At 63.6% G+C, this 14234-nt stretch carries 14 protein-coding genes; 6 read left to right on the top strand and 8 right to left on the bottom strand.

From position 1 onward, the window contains the following. Positions 1 to 10 precede the first annotated feature (10 nt). Positions 11 to 388, top strand: a complete 378-nt coding sequence (locus FEM01_RS06920) for a hypothetical protein (RefSeq protein WP_138218615.1) — start codon at positions 11 to 13, stop codon at positions 386 to 388. Positions 389 to 507: 119 nt separating this feature from the next. On the opposite strand, the gene FEM01_RS06925 is transcribed toward FEM01_RS06920, so the two are convergent. Beyond that, entirely contained in the window at positions 508 to 717 is a 210-nt protein-coding gene (locus FEM01_RS06925; protein WP_110992443.1) for a cold-shock protein, read from the bottom strand. A 230-nt stretch (positions 718 to 947) separates the two neighbouring features. On the opposite strand from FEM01_RS06925, the gene plsB reads away from it, so the two are divergent. From plsB to FEM01_RS06940, 3 genes are all read left to right on the top strand, one after another. Continuing rightward, the gene (gene plsB / locus FEM01_RS06930) at positions 948 to 3437 is read left to right on the top strand and encodes a glycerol-3-phosphate 1-O-acyltransferase PlsB (RefSeq protein WP_138218617.1); all 2490 of its coding nucleotides are present in this window, start codon (positions 948 to 950) and stop codon (positions 3435 to 3437) included. 140 nt (positions 3438 to 3577) lie between these two features. Next, entirely contained in the window at positions 3578 to 3976 is a 399-nt protein-coding gene (locus tag FEM01_RS06935; protein ID WP_138218619.1) for a YbaY family lipoprotein, read from the top strand. Between the two features lie 32 nt (positions 3977 to 4008). Further along, positions 4009 to 4698, top strand: a complete 690-nt coding sequence (locus FEM01_RS06940; protein ID WP_138218620.1) for a DUF4197 domain-containing protein — start codon at positions 4009 to 4011, stop codon at positions 4696 to 4698. 79 nt (positions 4699 to 4777) lie between these two features. Here FEM01_RS06940 and FEM01_RS06945 read toward each other — a convergent pair whose 3' ends face one another. Next, positions 4778 to 7846: an efflux RND transporter permease subunit gene (locus FEM01_RS06945; RefSeq protein ID WP_138218622.1), complete on the bottom strand. Its 3069-nt coding sequence runs from the start codon at positions 7844 to 7846 to the stop codon at positions 4778 to 4780. Positions 7847 to 7852: 6 nt separating this feature from the next. Continuing rightward, the gene (locus FEM01_RS06950; protein WP_138218624.1) at positions 7853 to 8947 is read right to left on the bottom strand and encodes an efflux RND transporter periplasmic adaptor subunit; all 1095 of its coding nucleotides are present in this window, start codon (positions 8945 to 8947) and stop codon (positions 7853 to 7855) included. Between the two features lie 182 nt (positions 8948 to 9129). Here FEM01_RS06950 and FEM01_RS06955 point away from each other — a divergent pair, with 182 nt between their 5' ends. Beyond that, positions 9130 to 9759: a TetR/AcrR family transcriptional regulator C-terminal domain-containing protein gene (locus tag FEM01_RS06955; RefSeq protein WP_171030917.1), complete on the top strand. Its 630-nt coding sequence runs from the start codon at positions 9130 to 9132 to the stop codon at positions 9757 to 9759. A 113-nt stretch (positions 9760 to 9872) separates the two neighbouring features. Here FEM01_RS06955 and FEM01_RS06960 read toward each other — a convergent pair whose 3' ends face one another. Next, positions 9873 to 10655 (bottom strand): class I SAM-dependent methyltransferase, encoded by a 783-nt coding sequence (locus tag FEM01_RS06960; protein ID WP_138218627.1) that lies wholly within the window; start codon positions 10653 to 10655, stop codon positions 9873 to 9875. Positions 10656 to 10750: 95 nt separating this feature from the next. On the opposite strand from FEM01_RS06960, the gene FEM01_RS06965 reads away from it, so the two are divergent. Next, positions 10751 to 11371, top strand: coding sequence for an energy transducer TonB (locus FEM01_RS06965; protein WP_138218629.1), 621 nt, complete (start codon positions 10751 to 10753; stop codon positions 11369 to 11371). A 2-nt stretch (positions 11372 to 11373) separates the two neighbouring features. Here FEM01_RS06965 and FEM01_RS06970 read toward each other — a convergent pair whose 3' ends face one another. From FEM01_RS06970 to FEM01_RS06985, 4 genes are read right to left on the bottom strand one after another with little or no spacing between them, the layout of a single operon-like run. Further along, on the bottom strand, positions 11374 to 12063 hold the full coding sequence (locus FEM01_RS06970) for an extensin family protein (protein WP_138218631.1): 690 nt from the start codon (positions 12061 to 12063) through the stop codon (positions 11374 to 11376). 6 nt (positions 12064 to 12069) lie between these two features. Then, positions 12070 to 12900 (bottom strand): isocitrate lyase/PEP mutase family protein, encoded by an 831-nt coding sequence (locus FEM01_RS06975; protein ID WP_138218633.1) that lies wholly within the window; start codon positions 12898 to 12900, stop codon positions 12070 to 12072. Between the two features lie 31 nt (positions 12901 to 12931). Continuing rightward, the gene (locus tag FEM01_RS06980) at positions 12932 to 13801 is read right to left on the bottom strand and encodes a DUF72 domain-containing protein (protein WP_138218635.1); all 870 of its coding nucleotides are present in this window, start codon (positions 13799 to 13801) and stop codon (positions 12932 to 12934) included. Positions 13802 to 13804: 3 nt separating this feature from the next. Further along, positions 13805 to 14092: a hypothetical protein gene (locus FEM01_RS06985; RefSeq protein WP_138218637.1), complete on the bottom strand. Its 288-nt coding sequence runs from the start codon at positions 14090 to 14092 to the stop codon at positions 13805 to 13807. Positions 14093 to 14234 lie beyond the last annotated feature (142 nt).

Consider the following 14234-nt stretch of genomic DNA (forward strand, 5'->3'; position numbering starts at 1 on the left):
GGAGCCCCCTATGCGTCAACCCGATATCGAGATCTACCTCAAGGACGACGACGTCGATCACCGGCAGATCGCCACCTGGCTCACCGAGGCCCTTGGCCCGTGCAGCGAATGGAAGCAAAAAGGCCAGACCTTCAAGTGCATGGCCGGTAACATTCCGGTCACTTGGTTACCGAAGGCTGTAGGGAAATGGAACAGCTTGTACCTGGAGAGCGACCAGACCCCGTGGGCAGATGACATCGCCTGCGCGCGCGCGGCGTTCGCCGCACTCGCGGTCGAAGTGCGCTGCGCACCCGGCAGTTGGAGCGAGGAAGACGGGGAAGAGGATGCCGATCGCTGGATCCGCATCAGCGCCGACGGTGAACAGGAAATCACCTGGCGTACACACTGAAGCTAAGCACTCAAAGCTACAAGCTGCGAGTTGTAAGCGACAAGCTGCAAGTTCGGACGCATCAGGCTGCAAGCTCCACGGTCAGCTTGCAGCTTGAGGCTTACCGCTTGCGGCGGCGGTCAGAGACCGACGACGTCTTCGGCCTGGAGGCCTTTCTGGCCCTGTACCAAGGCGTACTCCACCTGTTGTCCCTCGACCAGGGTGCGATGCCCCTCACCGCGAATTGCCCGATAGTGGACGAACACATCCGCACCACCGTCGCGCTGAATGAAGCCATAACCCTTGGCATCGTTGAACCACTTCACATTCCCAGTCTCACGAGACGACATCTGAACTACTCCGGATTTTTATTTTGAAGATCGCCTTGCTGGCAGGGGCTCACCACCCGCGCCGTTGCGGCTTGTCAATACTTAAGCAAGCAGCAGGCCGAGTATATGACAGGGAACAAAAAAAATTCATGACGGGCGGTATTTTTGCCGATTTTTGCTGAACTTACGCAGATACGGCAGACTAATACCGTGGAAAACACCCGAAAGATCTCATCCAGGGCACCAACCCCATGACCCGTTCCCCCTTGCGCCGCCTCATCTTCGGCGCCCTGCGTCGCGTGCTGTACCTATGGGTGCGCTCCGAGACCATCAACCAGTCCTCGCTGACGCTCAAGCTCGATCGCAGCCGCCCGGTGTTCTACGCCCTGCCCTCGCCTTCGCTCACCGATCTGGCTGTGATCGACCGCGAGTGCACCAAAGCAGGGCTGCCGCGCCCGGTATTGCCGGTGGCGGTTGGCCCCTTGCAGGAACCGGCGGCGTTCTTCTACCTCACCCCTGACCCCGATTGGCTCGGCCGCCACGACAAGCGTGGCGCGCCACCGACCCTACAGCGCCTGGTCGCCGCCATCACCCAACACGCCGAAGAGGATGCCCAGATCATCCCGGTCAGCGTGTTCTGGGGGCAGACCCCAGCCAGCGAATCGAGCCCGTGGAAACTGCTGTTCGCCGACAGCTGGGCGGTCACCGGGCGCCTGCGCCGGCTGCTGAGCATCCTGATTCTCGGGCGCAAGACCCGCGTGCAGTTCTCAGCGCCGATTCACCTGCGCGAACTGGTCGATCACAACAAAGGCCATGAGCGCACGGTGCGCATGGCCCAGCGGGTCATGCGGGTACACTTTCGCAATCTCAAGACCGCAGTTATCGGCCCGGATATTTCGCATCGGCGCAACCTGGTCAAGGGCCTGGTACACGACCCACTGGTGCGCCAGGCGATCAGCGACGAGGCCGAGCGCGAGAAGATCCCCTACGCCAAGGCCGAGGCCAAGGCGCTGCACTACGGCAACGAAATCGCCTCGGACTACACCTACACCGCCATCCGCTTCCTCGAAGTGGTGCTCAGTTGGTTCTGGAACAAGATCTACGACGGCATCAAGGTCAACCACATCGAGCAGGTGCAGGGCATCGCCCCGGGCCACGAGGTCATCTACGTGCCCTGCCACCGCAGCCATATCGACTATCTGCTGCTGTCCTACCTGCTGTTTCGCAACGGCCTGACGCCGCCGCACATCGCCGCCGGCATCAACCTCAACATGCCGCTGATCGGCGGCCTGCTGCGGCGCGGTGGGGCGTTCTTCATGCGCCGCACCTTCAAGGGCAATCCGCTGTATACGGCGGTGTTCAACGAGTACCTGCACACCCTGTTCACCAAGGGTTTCCCGGTGGAGTACTTCGTCGAAGGTGGCCGCTCGCGCACCGGGCGCATGCTCCAGCCGCGCCCCGGCATGCTGTCGATCACCCTGCGCAGCTTCCTGCGCTCCTCACGCACACCGATCGTCTTCGTACCGGTGTACATCGGCTACGAGCGGGTGCTCGAAGGCCGCACCTACCTCGGCGAACTACGCGGAGCGAGCAAGAAGAAAGAATCGATCTTCGACATCTTCAAGGTCATTGGCGCCCTCAAGCAGCGCTTCGGCCAGGTGTCGGTCAACTTCGGCGAGCCGATCCGGCTGAATGCTTTCCTCGATGAGCAGCAACCCGGCTGGCGCGAGCAGGACCTGGCGCCACAGTACCGCCCGGCCTGGCTCAACGACACCACCACACGCCTGGGCGAAACCGTGGCCCGCCACCTCAACGAGGCCGCTGCGGTCAACCCGGTCAACCTGGTGGCCCTGGCACTGTTGTCGACCAGCCGCCTGGCCCTCGACGAACGGGCCCTGAACCGGGTGCTGGACCTGTACCTGGCCCTGCTGCGCCAAGTGCCCTACTCACCGCACACCACCCTGCCCGAAGGCGACGGCCAGGCGCTGATCACGCATGTGCTGGGTATGGACCTGCTGGCCGAGCAGAAAGATGCGTTGGGGCGCATCCTCTACCTGGACGAAGCCAACGCAGTCCTGATGACCTACTACCGCAACAACGTGCTGCATATCTTCGCCCTGCCGGGGCTGCTGGCGAGTTTCTTCCAGAGCAGCTCGCGCATGAGCCGCGAATTGGTCGGGCAATACGTACGTGCGCTGTATCCCTACTTGCAGGCCGAGCTGTTCCTGCGCTGGGCACCCGAGCAACTGGACGAGGTGATCGACCAATGGCTCAACGCACTGGTCGAGCAGGGCCTGCTGCGCTTCGAGAACGGCGTGTACCTGCGCCCGGCGCCAAGCTCGCGGCAGTTCGTGCTGCTGACCCTGCTGGCCCGCACCATCACCCAGACCCTGCAACGCTTCTACATGGCCACCTCGCTGTTGCTCAACAGCGGCCAGCACACGCTGACTGCCGAAGAGCTGGAGGAGCTGTGCGTGATGATGGCCCAGCGCCTGTCGATCCTGCATGGGCTCAACGCCCCGGAGTTCTTCGACAAGACCCTGTTCCGCCATTTCATCCAGACCTTGGTACGCGAAGGCGTGCTGCGCCCGGATGCTAGCGGCAAGCTCGGCCATCACGACAAGCTCGGCGAACTGGCCGAAGGTGTAGCCAAGCGCGTGCTGTCGGCCGAACTGCGTCTGTCGATCCGTCAGGTGGCGCTGCATCACGGCGAAACACCGGGGCCTTTGCCGGCAGAATGACGGTTCGCCGGGGTACGGCGCATCGGCGCATTGCCGACGCAGACGGCATCCGCTTCCCGCGTAGGGCCGCACATCCGGCGAAAATCCGCTAAAGTCCGAGGGGTTGGCCACAAGCCAACCCCTTGTGCACCGGAGATTCCATGAAAAAACTCTTTAGCCTGTGCTGCGCCACCCTGCTCGCGGCCTGCTCCACCCCTACGCCTACGCCTCACGCCAGCCTCGATGGCGAAGTCTTCTACCTGCAGCGCATCGCCCTGCCGCCGTCCGCCACCTTGAGCGTGAGCCTGCAGGACGTATCGCTGATGGATGCCCCGGCAGTGACCCTGGCCAGCCAGACAGGCCCGGTAAAAGGCAACGTGCCGCTGCCGTTCCACCTCACGTACGATCCAGCCCAGGTCAAGCCCGGCCACCGCTACGCGCTGAGCGCGCGCATCACGCTGGACGGCCAGCTACTGTTCATCAACACCGAGCAGCACGGCGTGGCACTCGACGGTAACGACCCGCAGCCGCTGCGGATCAAAGTCGATCCGGCTCGCTGAACCCGCTCCATTTTGCCCATAAGGAAATCCCCATGCTTCGCACCTCCCTGCGCTTCACCACCCTATGCGCCGGCCTGCTGCTGTCGGCCAGCGCCCTGGCCCTGTCGCTCAGCGACCTGTCCCAAGGCGATGCCTCCACGGGCCTTAAAGATGCCCTCACCCAAGGCGCGCAGGTTGCCGTCAAGCAACTGAGCACCCCAGGCGGCTTCAGCAACAACCCCGATGTGCGCATCGAGTTGCCAGGTAAACTGGGCAAGGCAGCCAAGGCCATGAAGATGTTCGGCAAGGGCGACCAGGTCGAAGCACTGGAAGCCAGCATGAACAAGGCGGCCGAGGCGGCCGTACCGCAGGCCCAGGCCATTCTGGTGGATGCGGTGAAGAAGATGACCGTGACCGATGCCAAGGGCATCCTCAGCGGCGGCAATGACTCCGCCACCCAATACCTGAACAAGAGCAGTCGCGAAGAGATCCGCGCCAAGTTCCTGCCGATCGTCAAGCAAGCCACCGACCAGGTGGGCCTGGCCAAGCAGTACAACAACTTCGCCGGCCAAGCCGCAGGCCTGGGCGTGATCGACGCCAAGAGCGCCAACATCGAAAGCTACGTGACCGAAAAAGCCCTGGATGGCCTGTTCGAGATGATCGCCAAGCAGGAAGAAAGCATTCGCAAGAACCCAGCACAGGCAGCGACCAGCCTGGCCAAGAAGGTGTTCGGCGCGCTTTGAAGCGCGCAGCTGCAAGTGGTGAGCTGCAAGAAAAAGCGGGCCGTCACTGGCCCGCTATGTTGCAGCTTGACACTCGTCGCTAGCGACTGCTCTTGACCCTGAACCACGCCGCATACAGCGCCGGCAGGAACAGCAGCGTCAGCACTGTGGCGACGATCAAGCCGCCCATGATCGCCACCGCCATCGGCCCATAGAACACGCTGCGCGACAGCGGAATCATCGCCAGCACCGCCGCCAGGGCAGTCAGCACGATCGGCCGGAAACGTCGCACGGTGGCTTCGATGATTGCCTCCCAACGGCTCAACCCTGCGGCGATATCCTGCTCGATCTGGTCCACCAGAATCACCGAGTTACGCATGATCATGCCCGCCAAGGCGATCGTCCCAAGCATGGCGACGAAACCGAACGGCTGGCGGAACACCAGCAGGAACAAGGTGACGCCGATCAACCCCAGGGGTGCAGTGAGGAACACCATGAACATTCGCGAGAAACTGCGCAGCTGGATCATCAGCAAGCTCAGCACCACCACGATGAACAACGGGATACCTGCGTTCACCGAGCGCTGGCCGCGTTCGGCGTCCTCGACCGTACCGCCCACCTCCAGCAGATAGCCATCCGGCAACTTGGCCTTGATCTGCTGCAAGGACGGCAGGATCTGTTGAGTCAGCGTGGCCGGCTGTTCCTTGCCATAGATATCGGCGCGCACGGTGACCGTTGGCAGGCGGTTGCGGTGCCAGATCACCCCCTCTTCGAAACCGTACTCCAACGTCGCCACCTGACTCAGCGCCACACTCTGGCCGTTGTCGGTAGGCAAAGCCAGGCTGCCCAGGTTGCCCAGCGCGCGGCGCTCCTCAGGGGTGCCGCGCAGAAGGATCTCGATCAGCTCGTTATCTTCGCGGTACTGGCTGACATGGCTGCCGGTCAGGGAACTCTGCAGGAAGCTCGACAGGTGCGCTGTACTCACCCCCAACGCACGGGCGCGGTCCTGGTCGATGTTCAGGTACACCATTTTGCTCGGCTCTTCCCAGTCCAGGTGCACGTTCACCACATGCGGGTTCTCGCGCACCTTGGCCGCCACCTCGCGAGCCAGAGCACGCACGTTGTCGATGTGCTCGCCGGTGACGCGGAACTGCACCGGATAGCCCACGGGCGGTCCGTTTTCCAGACGCGTGACACGCGCACGCAGGTCAGGGAACTGCTCGTCGAGGGTCGCGATCAACCAACTGCGCAGGCGCTCGCGCGCCTCCAACGATTGGGCCAGTACCACGAACTGGGCGAAGCTCGCTGCGGGCAGTTGCTGATCCAACGGCAGGTAGAAGCGTGGCGAACCCGTGCCGACATAGGCCACGTAGTTTTCGATACCTTCCTGCTGCTTGAGCAGCGCTTCGAGTTGCTGAACACGCTCGGTGGTGTGGCTCAACGAGGCACCTTCGGCCAGCTTGAGGTCAACCATAAGTTCCGGGCGCCCGGAAGCCGGGAAGAACTGCTGCGGCACGAAACGAAACAGCACGATGCTGCCAACGAAGACCGCGATGGTCAGCACAATCACCGTCTTGCGCCGCCGCACGCACCAGGCCACCAGCCGCCGCACGCGCTGGTAGAACGGCGTGGCGTATGGGTCGGGGGCCTGCCCGTCGTGGCCATGGCGCGCCGCGTGAAGCTTGGCCAGGTCCGGTAGCAGGCGCTCGCCCAGGTACGGCACGAACAACACCGCCGCGACCCACGAGGTCAGCAAGGCGATGGTCACCACCTGGAAGATCGAGCGGGTGTATTCGCCCGTGCCGGAGGCGGCCGTGGCGATTGGCAGGAAACCCGCGGCGGTGATCAACGTGCCGGTGAGCATCGGGAATGCGGTGCTCGACCAGGCATAGCTGGCCGCCTTGAGCCGGTCGTAGCCCTGTTCCATCTTGATCGCCATCATCTCCACGGCGATGATCGCATCGTCCACCAGCAACCCCAAAGCCAGCACCAGGGCCCCCAGCGAGATCTTGTGCAGGCCGATACCGAAGTAGTGCATCAGGGCGAAGGTCATGGCCAGCACCAGCGGAATCGCCAAGGCGACCACCAACCCGGTGCGCACACCCAGCGAGAAGAAGCTCACCAGCAACACGATGGCCAGTGCCTCGACCAGCACCTGGACGAACTCGCCAACCCCGGCTTTGACCGCCGCCGGCTGATCGGACACCTTGCGCAACTGCATGCCTGCCGGCAGGCCCTGCGCTAGGCGGGCGAACTCGCCCTCCAGGGCATTGCCCAACTCGAGGATGTCACCGCCGTCCTTCATCGACACGGCAAGGCCGATGGCGTCCTCGCCCATAAAGCGCATACGCGGCGCGGGTGGGTCGTTGAAGCCGCGCTGGACCTCGGCGACATCGCCGATACGGAACGTGCGGTCACCCACCCGAATCGGGAACTGGCGGATCTGCTCGACGCTGTCGAAACGCCCGCTCACCCGCAACTGCAAGCGCTCGTTGGGGGTTTCGAAGAAGCCTGCGGTGCTCACCGCGTTCTGGTCACGCAGCGCTTGCTGCACCGACGCCAGCGGCACGCCGAGGGTGGCCAGCTTGGTATTGGACAGCTCGATCCAGATCTTCTCGTCCTGTAGCCCCACCAACTCGACCTTGCCTACATCCTTGACCCGTTGCAGTTGGACCTGGATGCGATCGGCATAGTCCTTGAGAACCGCGTAGTCGAAACCAGGGCCGGTCAATGCGTAGATGTTACCGAAGGTGGTCCCGAACTCATCGTTGAAGAATGGGCCCTGCACTTCGGGCGGCAGGGTGTGCTTGATGTCCGCGACCTTCTTGCGGATCTGGTACCACAACTGCGGAATATCCTTGGAATGCAGCGAGTCGCGCGCCATGAACGTGACCTGCGACTCGCCGGGGCGCGAGAACGACACGATCCTCTCGTACTCGCCGGTCTCCATGAGTTTCTTCTCAATGCGCTCGGTAACCTGGCGCGAGACTTCTTCGGCGGTGGCACCCGGCCACAGGGTACGCACGACCATGGCCTTGAAGGTGAACGGAGGATCTTCGCTCTGGCCCAGCTTGGTGTAGGACACAGCGCCAATCGCCGCCAGCAGGATCATCAGGAACAACACGATCTGACGATTGCGCAGCGCCCAGGCGGAAAGGTTGAAACCCATGCTGACTTACTCCTTGGTCGCCAGGTTCACGTTGCGGTTGTTGCGGTCCACTGGACGGACCTGCTGGCCTTCGCGCAGCACATGGCCGCCGGCAGCGACCACCCAGTCGCCGGCCTGCAAGCCTTCGAGCACCGGCACGCTGTCGGCCCCATACGCGCCCAGGCGCACGGGCGCGCGCTGCAAACGGTTATCCTGGCCCACCCGCCACACATAGGTCTGCCCTGCCTCGGCACTGACCGCCGAAAGCGGCACCGCCAGCGGCGCCTGCTCGGCATGTGCAATGAACACCCGCGCACTCTGGCCCAGCTCGGCAGGTGCGACGCCGTTGAAGGCGATGCGTGCAGCGAACGTGCGCGAGCGAGGATCCGCCGCTGGCGACAACTCGCGGATGCGCGCCTCGAAACGTTCATTGGGGTGCGACCACAGCTCGACGCTGACCGCCTGCCCCACCGAGAAACGGGCGAACTGCTGTTCAGGCAAGCCAATCAGTACCTCACGCTCGCCGTCAGCCGCCAAGGTGAAAACCGTCTGCCCCGCAGCCACCACCTGGCCCACTTCCACTTGGCGCTTGGCGATCACACCGGCCTGTGGCGCGCGTAACACCGTGTACTCGGTCTGGTTACCTGCCACGTCAAGCTCGGCCTTGGCCTGCTTGAGGCGGGCCTGACCTGCGCGGTAGAGGTTTTCGGCATTGTCGAACTGCGAATGGCTGACCATCCCACGCTCCAGCAGCTTCTGGTAGCGGTCACGCTCGGCACGCACCAGTGCAAGGTTCGCCTCGGCGGCGGCTACTTGCGCATGGCTGGCCTCACGTTGCAGGCGTACGTCTTGCGGATCGAGTTCGGCCAACGGCTGGTCAGCCTTGACCCGCTGCCCCTCTTCAACCAGGCGCTTGCTGACCTTGCCGGCGATGCGAAACGCCAGCTCAGGCTCGAAGCGCGCGCGGACTTCGCCAGGGTAGCTGTCGGCAGACGCCCCCGTTGGCTGAGGCTGGATCACCAGCGCTGGACGCGGCGCGGCCGGGGGCGCGGCCTCCTGGCCGCAGGCGGTGAGCAGTAAGAGGGCAGCAGGCAGGGCGAACGACAATGCACGACGCAACATGATGGAAAACCTTCGGCAGAGGACGCAGCTAATATTTATACTGGCGAGTATACTAAATCAGCCAAACGTCTCCGGGAAGCGGTTGCCGAGAGAAAAACCAGATTAACGTTGCAACGCATGCTGGCCCCGGATCGCTCTCGACCCGGTAAGATGGCGCACTTTCACCCACGATACGGTTCCCCATGTCCAATGACGCACCCATCGGCCCAGGCCGGCCAAAGGACCTGGCCAAACGCGAGGCCATCCTCGAGGCCGCCAAGGCGCTGTTCCTGAGCCTTGGCTATGCCAACACCAGCATGGATGCGGTCGCTGCGGCGGCAGGTGTTTCGAAACTGACGGTCTACAGTCACTTCACCGACAAACAGACACTGTTCTGCGCAGCAGTCATGGCGACCTGCCAGATGCAACTGCCGGATCTGCTTTTCGAGTACCCCGAAGGTGCGCCGGTGGAAGACGTGCTGTTGACCATCGCGCGGGGCTTTCAGGCGCTTATCAGCAGTGACGAGGCGGTCAAGCTCAGTCGCCTGATCATTGCCCAGGGCAGCCTCGATCCAAGCTTTGGCGAGTATTTCTACGAGGCCGGGCCCAAGCGGGTGTTGGCGGGCATGGAGGCGCTGCTGCGCGGGGCCCACGAACGCGGCCTGCTGTGCATCGACAACCCGCTGCATGCGGCGGAGCATTTCTTCTGCCTGGTCAAGGGAGCACCGGATTATCGCTTGCTGCTGGGGTGTGCGGGGCCGCTGCAAGGCGAGGCGGCCGAGGCCCATGTGCGCGAGGTGGTGGGGATATTCTTGCGCGCCTTCCAAGCTTGAAAACAATGCCTTGAATCAGCCGCAAGATGGCACGTATCGCGGCACGAGGCCGCGCCTACGGGTGCAGCGCAGGATTCAGGCTTGGCGCAATCCTGCGGGAGCGGGTTTACCCTTCAGGCTTTCAACGCCTTCTTCGGGTAGATGTCATACCGGCTCGACTTGCCTTCAAGACTATGGCTCGGCTTTGGCCCGTCGATGATCGGTGCCTTGCGCGGGCGCTTGACCACCACACGATGCGTGGCCAGCGCCAAGGCCGCTTCCAATAGCGCCGGGGCATCCAGGTCGTCACCCACCAGCGGGCGGAACACGCGCATCTCCTTCTTCACCAACGCGCTCTTGTCGCGATGTGGGAACATCGGGTCGAGGTAGATCACCTGCGGTGCCTCGCCTTCCCAACCGCGCATGCGCTCAATGGCATTGCCGGTCAATAGCCGCATACGTTCGACGATCTCACCGACTTCCATATCCCCACGCGCACGAGCCAGACCATCTTCCAGCAGCGCGGCGATCAGCGGCTGGCGCTCGATCAAGGTCATCTGGCAACCCAGGCTGGCCAGCACGAAAGCATCCTTGCCAAGCCCTGCGGTGGCATCGAGCACCTGCGGGCGCACGCCCTGGGCAATGCCCACGGCTTTGGCGATCATCTGCCCGCTGCCACCACCGTACAGGCGCCGATGCGCCGCCTGACCCTCGACGAAGTCGACCCGCACCGGGCCTGGCGCCTGCGGCCCCAACTGCTGGATCTGCAACCCATCGGCACCGACCTGCACGGCAAATTCGGCCATTTCGTCCGCCAGCGGCAACCCCAGACGCTCAGCCCACTGCTGCGCCTGCGCCTGGAACGCCGGAGCCAGCGCCTCGACCCTGATACCTGTGCCCTGCCCTTGCTCTGCCATCCAATACTGCACTCGAAAAAATTAATGAACGCCCGGCCACGGCCGATACAGCGAATATCCCGCTATTCTGCCAGAGCACAACGCGCGCGACTGCCATGACAGATACTCTTCCCATCGGCTTGACCTACCTGTCGCCTGTCGGCAACTACGGTCGGCAGAATACCCAGGCATTGGGTGGCGTCAGCCACCTGTGGCAGGATTTCTTCGCCCGCGCGATGGCCGACCAGCAAGCGCTGGAGGTCGACAGTGTCAGCCAGGCACTGGTGCAGTACGACCAGCAAAGCGGCGAACCCATCGGCGGTGCCAAGGCCCTCGCACTGATCGAAATTCAACGTGCCCTGCCGGTGCAGGACACCATCGTGGCGCCGCCCGAGCCGCTGTTCCTGCCCAAGGCCGAACTCGAAGCCAAGCTGTTGCCACCGGCCCCCGAGCCTTTCAGCGCCGCTGAGCTGATCGACCAACAGCGCCAGCTCGACCTGAACAACAGCTGGTTGCGCCCGGTGGTGATGAGCCAAGGCCAGCCTGCCGGCGAACCGGGTCCAGGTCCATCGCCGCGCCCGCTGTTCCTGCCAATCGCCGAACTGGAGCGCAACCTGCTGGATCCGGCGCCCGAGCCGTTCGACCAAACCACCCTTGAGCAACAGCAGCAGGCGCTGGAGTTCGACACCCACTGGGCACGCCCGGTGGTGCTGAACAACGTGCGCATGCACGCCTGAGGTCAGCGGCAGACCTGCCAGAACCCCATGTCCAGGTGAAAGTGATTGCGGTGGGCGGCGTTGTAGTCCGGCCCCAGCACGGTGCTGAAGCTGTCACAGGCGCCATCGCGCACTTGGCGTAGAAAACGCGCCTTGTCCCCCTCCCCTTGCCAGTCGCTCAGCAGCACGATGCGCTGCCCGTCCTTGAGGCGAAAACCGCTGATGTCCAACGCATTGGCCGTGGCGTGCTGACTCAATCGCCCCTGCTTGCGGTGGTAGACGTTACGGCAGGCAAAGCTGCCGAGGTGATCGACCTGCGTCACCGGCTGGCCGAATACGCGCTGCGCGGCCGGTTGCAGGCTATGCACCTCGAACAGAGCATAGGCCACCGCTAGCGGACAACTGGCAAGAAAGCTGCTGCTCACGCGCGCTTGACCACCCTCTACACGCCAGACATTGTGCAAGGGGCAGTTGGCATCAGGCGGGCTATCAGCCTGCGACTTCACACGCAAGGTCGAGGTTTGCAAGGACCTGCGACACAACTCAGGGTCATCCCTCAGGCGCGACAGTTTGTAGGCAGTCAGCAGGTTCGGCGCTTGCTGCACGTCCAGCACAGCCCAAGGGTTCCAAGCGTTTGGCAGGCGCCAGCCGAGTTGCCAGGCAGCGCCGACCGACGCCAGTAGCGCCGCCAACGCGGCCAACCCAATGCGCACAGGGCCTCAGCGGCGGAACAGGTCATTGAGCCGGGCGAACGGCAGCGCCTGCTCGCCATAGCCGAACGTGCCCTGATCGCGGATTTCCAGCGCAGCACGCTCGAAGGCACCCAGCGCAGCGCGGGCCAGCGAAGAGCCGACGCTGATGCGCTTCACGCCCAGGTCCTGCAGTTGATTCACGCTCAGCGCCATCCCGGGCATGCCCATCAGCACGTTCACAGGCTTGGGCGCCAGCGCCTGCACCACTGCGCGGACTTCATCGACCGTGCGCAGCCCTGGCGCATACAGCACGTCCGCTCCGGCCTCGGCGTAGGCTTGCAGGCGTTTGATGGTGTCGTCCAGGTCCAGGCGCCCGTGCAGCAGGTTTTCCGCCCGGGCGCAGAGCATGAATGGGAATGGCAGGCTGCGCGCTGCCGCTACCGCCGCCCGCACACGCGCCACGGACAGCGCGAAATCATAGATCGGCGCCTCGCTGCGGCCGCTCGCATCTTCGATCGAGCCGCCCACCAGGCCCGCCTCGGCGGCGCTCAGGATGGTCTGGGCACACACCTCGGGCTGCTCGCCGAAACCGTTCTCCAGATCGGCTGCCACCGGCAGCGGCGTGGCATCGACGATGGCACTGGCGTTATCCAGGGTTTCATCCAGGCTCAACGCCGCCTCGGCATCTGGCCGGCCAAGGCTGAATGCGAGCCCCGCACTGGTGGTCGCCAGGGCCTCGAAACCGAGGCTTGCCAGCAGTTTCGCCGAACCGGCGTCCCACGGATTGGGGATAACGAACGCGCCATCGCGCGCGTGTAATGCCTTGAAGGCTTCGGCTCGTAGGGTTTGCACATCCATGGTTCAACCTCCGGCAGTGTTCGACGCGTGGTCAGAGTAGGCCCAATTGTTCGACCTCGGGCGCACGTGGCAATTCCGGCAATGCCTCAAGCCCTGGCAAACGCTGCATCAGACGCTGATGGAAGCGTTGGGCGAGTGCGGCGGCCAGCCGGTTGTCGGCGGTATGCAGAAAGACATACGGGCTGCGGCCTTCTTCGATCCAGCCGGCGACCTTGTCTACCCAAGGGCTCAGGAACGGCTCGTTGGCTTCAAGCTCGGGATGGCCGATGAAACGTACCTGCGGGTGCAGGCTGAACGCGCAAGGCCGCGGCGGCACCTTGGGTTTCTTGGCCTGGGCGTGCAGCACGCCCGGCTCGCGCGAGGTGCAACTGAACAAGGCTCGCGGGTCGAGGCAGATGCGTTCGATCCCACGCTCATGCAGCAGGCGGTTGAGCTGGCGCTCCTCTTCGCCGCGCGCGAAGAAGGCATCGTGACGCACCTCTACCGCAACCGGCACACGCAACTCGTCGAGAAAATACGCAAGCTCGGCCAATCGCGCCGGGCCGAACTGCGCGGGCAATTGCAGCCAGTACGGCGCAACCCGCTCGCCCAGCGGGGCCATCAACTGGGTGAACGCAAGCGCCGAATCAAGCTGGCCACGCAAGTCATCTACATGGCTGACATCGCCGGGAAACTTGGCAGTGAAGCGAAAGCCCGCAGGCATGATGCGCGCCCACCGCTCCACGGTGGCAGGCGCAGGGCGCGCATAGAAGGTGGTGTTGCCTTCGACGGCATTGAATACCTGGCTGTATAGCCCAAGAAAATCACCCGTGCGCGCGTCAGCAGGGTAGAGGTACTCGCGCCAGGCGTTTTCGCTCCAGGACGGGCAACCGAGAAAGTAAGGCAGTGGGGACCGAATCATCCGTCAAATGTACAGGTCCAGCCCCAGCACTTCCATGTCCCAATCGGTAAAGCCTGCGGTGGTCAGGTAGCTGGCAAGGGCGGTGGACGTGCGCCGGTCGCGGGCACGCGGGAAGATCATGTCCTGCTGGCGGGCCGGCAGGTCGCTCTTGCGACGGTTGCTGCGGGTGTACTGTATGTCTGCCTCATCGATCGCTTCGGCCTCTTCACTGACGGCCTCATCGCGCAGCGGCGCCTTACGCGGTGCGCGCTTGATGGGGTAGCTCTGTGAGGCGAAGCCGTCGATACGCATGAACGTTGCACTCAAGACCAATGATGGCAATTTAGCAGCATCAGAGATCCATCGCTAATGCCCGAACTGATAACTAGACCACAGATCGCGCAAAAGGTTTAACACTTAGGGGCAGGAACCGCCCCATTGCAAACCTGTGAAG

It is taken from the genome of Pseudomonas mosselii, assembly GCF_005796105.1.
In the GTDB taxonomy this organism is placed as follows: Bacteria; Pseudomonadota; Gammaproteobacteria; order Pseudomonadales; family Pseudomonadaceae; genus Aquipseudomonas; species Aquipseudomonas mosselii_C.